This is a genomic window from Bacillus sp. 7894-2, from assembly GCF_002272225.1.
In the GTDB taxonomy this organism is placed as follows: Bacteria; Bacillota; Bacilli; order Bacillales; family Cytobacillaceae; genus Cytobacillus.
The window spans coordinates 1-2,980 of sequence record NZ_NPDG01000147.1 but is presented as its reverse complement, the minus strand read 5'-3'; the positions used below and the strand labels follow the sequence as shown (position 1 = coordinate 2,980).

Annotated in this window: 3 protein-coding genes; all 3 read right to left on the bottom strand. The window is 43.1% G+C overall.

All coding sequences use genetic code 11. The features are described 5' to 3' along the window. Positions 1 to 291 precede the first annotated feature (291 nt). A complete protein-coding gene (gene fin, locus CHI10_RS20780) occupies positions 292 to 522 on the bottom strand; it encodes an anti-sigma-F factor Fin (RefSeq protein WP_095246053.1) in 231 nt (76 codons plus the stop codon). A 130-nt stretch (positions 523 to 652) separates the two neighbouring features. Then, a complete protein-coding gene (gene pth / locus CHI10_RS20775) occupies positions 653 to 1,213 on the bottom strand; it encodes an aminoacyl-tRNA hydrolase (RefSeq protein WP_095246052.1) in 561 nt (186 codons plus the stop codon). Positions 1,214 to 1,692: 479 nt separating this feature from the next. Then, entirely contained in the window at positions 1,693 to 2,871 is a 1,179-nt protein-coding gene (locus CHI10_RS20770; protein ID WP_095246051.1) for an IS256 family transposase, read from the bottom strand. Positions 2,872 to 2,980: the final 109 nt, after the last annotated feature.

Here is a 2,980-nt window from a genome sequence, read left to right as displayed (position 1 = left end):
AGGATTGGCTTGTGACCTCGAGGGGGTAGGCTGCTTGCGCTAGACAGTTCTCAACGTTCAAAAGCTCATTTATTTTATAAAAGTGATCTGGCAGTTTAACCGCCAATAGGCAGATGTCATTCCAGGCCCCTTTGAGCCTGAAAACTGACAGTCTGCAAAATCCATTTCTTCTATCATTAATCTTACTAAATAACATAAGGATCCAACAAGAAACTATAGAACGGTTTCTATCAAATATATAATGCCTCAAAACAGAAATAGAAAAACGCTTTGGATTGCCTCCAAAGCTTGTTAATGAATAATAAAGTCCTGCTGATGATAATCCGGATTGCGTTCGAGTGATTCCTGGCAATCCTCACAGATCGCTCGAACATGCATATCTCCTGACTGATCATACGAGATCATCTCCTGGCGTTCCTGATCGTTTAGCTTATGGAAGCCAAGCTGCTCTGAGTAAACAGAACTGTTCTCTATTGAACCAATCTTTGTTCCGCAATGACGGCAATGATAATGAATAGACATGCCTGTCCCTCCCGTTAAACTGTCCATATATCCTAGTATGGACTCCGGGCAGGGAACTTATTCACGCATCCGGCGCTGCCGCCAAAGGTGAGATACATTATTCTATGATAAGATTAATAAAATATGAAGATTATTGATTAAAATCGTTCATTACCTGTAAAAATGGTCTTTTGAACCATTCCTCACAGGCCTCTGCACACTTTTTAGCCGTTTCGTCCATGATGGCCTGTTCTTCTTTCGTGAAGCGGCCGAGCACATAGTCCGGCACCTTCATTCCGCTTGGCGGACGGTCGATCCCCACTCGGATTCTGTTAAACTCCTGTGTCCCCATATGTGCGATTGTCGACTTGATCCCATTGTGGCCTCCTGCGCTCCCTTTTTGGCGGAGTCGAATCTTGCCCACAGGAAGATCCAGGTCATCATAGATGACCACAAGTTCATCATCATTAATCTCGAAATAATCCATAACAGCCCGGATGGACTCTCCGGATAAATTCATATATGTAAGAGGCTTAAGCAGAAATACTTTTTCTCCGTTCACATAGCCTGCTCCAAATACGCCTTTCAGCTTGGCCTGATTCAGAGGAATATTCAGCCGGTCCGATAAAACATCAATCACATCAAAGCCAATATTGTGCCTCGTTTTATCATACTGCTTGCCGGGATTCCCCAGCCCTACAATTAATTTCATTTTCTCACCCCATAGTAGAAAAGCGCAGGTACGCCCGGGAATTACCTGGCGTGTGCGCTGAGTTTATCTATTCTCTTTTTTATTATAGTAGAAAGTGTGTGGTTTCGGTAAGAAGATTCTGGTTTGAGTTTGCCGGATTGGACTCTGCCGGCTTTTTTTCGGTCTCTTTGGTTGGATTTGTGCCGGGTTCTGACTCTGTGGGCACGTTTTCTGCTTCTTGTGTCCGAAGTTGGACCAGGTTCCGACTCTAACAACCCTTTTCCCGCTTCTTGTGTCCGAAGCTGCCCCAGGTTCAGTCAAGTCCTGGTTATTGTGTAAAATCAATGGCAAGTGTTTTCAACCAAACCCTTTCATTTTTTTAGCGAAGCTTCCATGGATTTTTTTCTTCATCTCCGGGAAGGGATGTCAAATGGTTTTCAATTTGACATCCCTTCCCGGAGATGTAATCATCCATGATGGAAGTGAAGCTGAAAATACGGCTACTTTAGCCTGCCACCCATTAAAGATTTCCTCTTTAAGTAATCTGACTCATGGTAATGCATCAGAACTGCGCCAACCAAACGGTACGCTGATTGAGAATTGGGGAAAATGCGAATCACTCTTTCCCTCCTGCGAACCTCCTGATTAAGCCGTTCCAATGAGTTGGTACTTCGGATATGGATCCGGATATGTTCAGGAAAATTCATATACTGAATGGTATCTTCGAAACCTTCATCCAAGATGGCAAGCGTTTTTTCAAATCTCGCCTCATTACTAAAACGGTTCATCAATTCACCCTTGAACTGGCGTATGTCATCAATCGTAACTGCTTCAAATATCCGCTTAATCATCATGCGGATTTCGGCTGTATCCTTTTTGGGCAATTTTCCTAGGATATTCCGTTTGAAGTGGACATTGCATCTTTGCCAGGCCGTCCCGATAAATTCACGTTGAATGGCTTTCTGAAGCCCTTGGTGAGCATCCGAGATCAGTAGTTTTGGTGATTGAAGGCCGCGTGATTTAAGCTGTTGAAAAAAACGGCTCCAGCTTTCGTAACTTTCCGCATGGTCAACACTTAGGCCAAGTATTTCACGGGTGTTATTCTCTGCAATGGCTGTCGCAATATAAACAGCCTTGGATACGACACGATTGTGCTCACGGACCTTTATATACATAGCGTCGGCAAAAACATAAGGGTAGTAGGTTGTATTCAGGGGCCGACCGGCCCATTCATTCACAAGGGGATCAAGCTTGTGTGTAAGAGATGAAACAAACGATTTGGATACATTCTTACCACAAAGCTGTTCTACAATATTGGTCACTTTCCTCGTTGAAACGCCATTTACAACCATCTCCACCATTGAAAGGACCAGGGCCTGGTCACATCGTGAATACTTTTCGAAAACAGTAGTTGAGAACTCGCCATTACGTGTCCGTGGAACCTTTAAGGTTATATTTCCGATACTCATCAACAGTTCACGTTCATAGTAACCGTTTCGGTAGTCACGGCGTTCAACAGCGCGTTCATAAGGGGCAGCCTTTAAATAGTCATCCCTTTCCTTTTCCATAAACTCATTTAGTACCAACACAACGGCTGATTTAATGACCATATCAAGATTGGAATTTACAATAGCTTCTTTTAAAACATCAACATTCAGGTTAAACTGTACTTGAGTCATTACTATTCCTCTTTTCACTAGTTTTTCTGTGGTAGAAAACAGTGTTGCCAAGAGTGAATAAAATGACTCTTTCTTTTTACACAATTATATGGACTTAATCCCAGGTTCC

Bases quoted from the DNA above. Each gene is read 5' to 3' on its own strand.
- fin (WP_095246053.1), bottom strand. From the start codon at position 522: ATGTCTATTCATTATCATTGCCGTCATTGCGGAACAAAGATTGGTTCA.
- pth (WP_095246052.1), bottom strand. From the start codon at position 1,213: ATGAAATTAATTGTAGGGCTGGGGAATCCCGGCAAGCAGTATGATAAA.
- CHI10_RS20770 (WP_095246051.1), bottom strand. From the start codon at position 2,871: ATGACTCAAGTACAGTTTAACCTGAATGTTGATGTTTTAAAAGAAGCT.